The sequence below is a fragment of the Mesorhizobium sp. M7A.F.Ca.CA.002.09.1.1 genome, from assembly GCF_003998555.1.
In the GTDB taxonomy this organism is placed as follows: Bacteria; Pseudomonadota; Alphaproteobacteria; order Rhizobiales; family Rhizobiaceae; genus Mesorhizobium; species Mesorhizobium ciceri.
In genome coordinates this window covers 1-2,121 of the sequence record NZ_RZRR01000930.1, presented here as the reverse complement: position 1 = coordinate 2,121, position 2,121 = coordinate 1, and the positions used below count along the sequence as shown (strand labels likewise).

At 64.2% G+C, this 2,121-nt stretch carries 2 protein-coding genes and 1 pseudogene; 2 read left to right on the top strand and 1 reads right to left on the bottom strand.

The window, feature by feature from the left end:
* Positions 1 to 414: pseudogene (locus EN994_RS28495) on the bottom strand (LysR family transcriptional regulator); the annotation flags it as partial.
* 94 nt (positions 415 to 508) lie between these two features.
* Between EN994_RS28495 and EN994_RS28490 the strand changes: the two are divergent.
* Positions 509 to 730, top strand: coding sequence for a hypothetical protein (locus EN994_RS28490; RefSeq protein ID WP_063167643.1), 222 nt, complete (start codon positions 509 to 511; stop codon positions 728 to 730).
* 116 nt (positions 731 to 846) lie between these two features.
* Positions 847 to 2,007, top strand: a complete 1,161-nt coding sequence (locus EN994_RS28485) for a YbfB/YjiJ family MFS transporter (RefSeq protein ID WP_127308012.1) — start codon at positions 847 to 849, stop codon at positions 2,005 to 2,007.
* Positions 2,008 to 2,121 lie beyond the last annotated feature (114 nt).

The window sequence follows — 2,121 nt, the reverse complement described above, 5'->3', positions numbered from 1 at the left end:
CGATGTCTGGGTGATCGAGATTGACCAGCCGCACCGAAGCGTCGATGCGCAGCAGCACGTTGGGATGCCGGTCGAAGTGGCGAGATAGTCTGGGCAACAGCCACTTCGAGGCAAAGGCCGGCGCCACCGAAACCACCAATGTGCATTGCGTAGCCTCGTCGGCCAGCGCCACGGCCTGGGAAAGCTCACGAAATCCAGCACCAAGGCGGGCCGCGAAGACGGCGCCGAATTCGGTCAGCACCAGACCGCTCGCCGTTCGCTCGAACAGCGCCTGGCCGAGCTGTTTTTCGGTACGGCTTATCTGCTGGCTGCGGAAACGTTGAGCTCACCGGCGGCCGCCGCCAGCGATCCGAGACGGGCAACGGTTTCGACGGCGCGCAGGCCGTTGAGGTGGACGCGGTTGAGCATGGCCATTGAGTTTTTCTAAACTGATCCGGCTGAAATCTCAATTGAAAGGCATGTCGAAACGGCGGATTTTATCGGAAGAGACAGACCTGTGGAGCCGGAAATGCTGAGGATCTTGTCGTCGTCGCTGAAGGTCTTTTTCGCTGCGAGTACGCCGTATGAGCCGCACCCGGACAGCGAAACGCAGAGATGGCTGACCGATCCGCTTTCGCATCCGGTGCTGAACACCATGTCGGAACGCGAACTGGGCGATGTGCCGTTCAGGCTGACGGCACGGCGGACAGTGCACGAGACGGCCCCGTTGCACGCCGGCGGCCGCTGCTGAGCAGCCGCCAAGCGTTCCGGCTTGAGGAAAGTCGAGGCGAGCACCACGTCCCGCGCACGCGCTGGCCCAACAGATGGCGATTGTTTCAGCGACCCCTGCACTTATTGTGCAGTGCAATGACATCAGCCACCTCGACAGCGCTGCGTTTCGCCTTCGCCGGCATGATTGCCATGGCGGTTGCCATGGGCATCGGCCGTTTCGTCTACACGCCGATCCTGCCCGGCATGATGCAGGAATTGCATCTGTCGCCTGCCGATGCCGGTTGGATCGCGTCGGCCAATTATCTCGGTTATCTCGTCGGCGCGTTGGCAGCGGCGGGCGGCTGGGCGCATGGGCGCGAGCGCCTGCTGATGCTGGCGGGGCTTGGCGCCAGTACGGTCCTTGCCGCGCTGATGGGGCTGACCGAAGCGATGACGGCCTTTCTCGCTATCCGCTTTCTGGCCGGTCTGGCCAGCGCCTTCGTCATGGTGTTCATGGCCAGCACCGTTTTCAGCCACATCGCGGCTGCCGGTCGCAACGACCTGCAGGCCTGGCATTTCGGCGGCGTCGGGCTCGGCATAGCGGCATCGGCGGCGATGATGGCGGTGCTGGTCGCCGAGCATTCGGGCTGGGCTGCAGGCTGGCTGTGGTCGGCGGCGATTTCGGCCTGTGGTTTCGTCCTCGTTGCGCTGTTGGCCAATGAGGGTCCGCTCGGCAACGGCGAAGCCACCCGCGAGCCGGCACTGCGGATGGACCGGTCGTTGGTCAAGGTCATCGTCGCCTACGGCCTGTTCGGCTTTGGCTATGTGTTGACGGCGACATTCCTGGTCGCCATCGTCCGGCAAGGCGGCGGCAGCCGCGTCTTCGAGGCCATGGTGTGGATGGTCGCCGGTCTTGCGGGCTTTCCCTCAGTCTGGCTCTGGCAGAAGATCGCGGCCCGGACCGGCCTTTATGCCGCCTATGCGCTGGCGTGCTTCATCGAAGTTGCCGGCGTCACCGCCAGCGTCGCCATCGGCGGCGCCACCGGGCCGCTGCTTGCCGGCGTGCTGCTCGGTGGCACCTTCATTGCCATCACCGCATTTGGCCTGCAGGCCGCCCGGCAGCAGGCGCCAAGCGCGCCGCGGCGGATATTCGCCCTGATGACGGCTGCGTTCGGCCTTGGCCAGATCATCGGGCCGGTCGCCGCCGGGTTTCTGGCGCAGATGTCCGGCGATTTCTTCCTCGCCTCGATCACAGCCGCGATCGTGCTGGTCGTCTCCGGCGCCATCACATGGTCGGCTGCGCCAAAATCGCCATGATTGTGAGCTTGCTGTGCCGGGCATCGGGCACGGGCATTTTCTTTCCCACTAATGTGTGACTTTATGCCCGCTGTCGTCAGCTGATTTGTGCCTAGATCGAGGAATTCGCCACAG

What these genes read in the sequence shown, in the direction of transcription:
- EN994_RS28490 (WP_063167643.1), top strand. Translation starts at nt 509, where the DNA reads ATGCTGAGGATCTTGTCGTCGTCGCTGAAGGTCTTTTTCGCTGCGAGT.
- EN994_RS28485 (WP_127308012.1), top strand. Translation starts at nt 847, where the DNA reads ATGACATCAGCCACCTCGACAGCGCTGCGTTTCGCCTTCGCCGGCATG.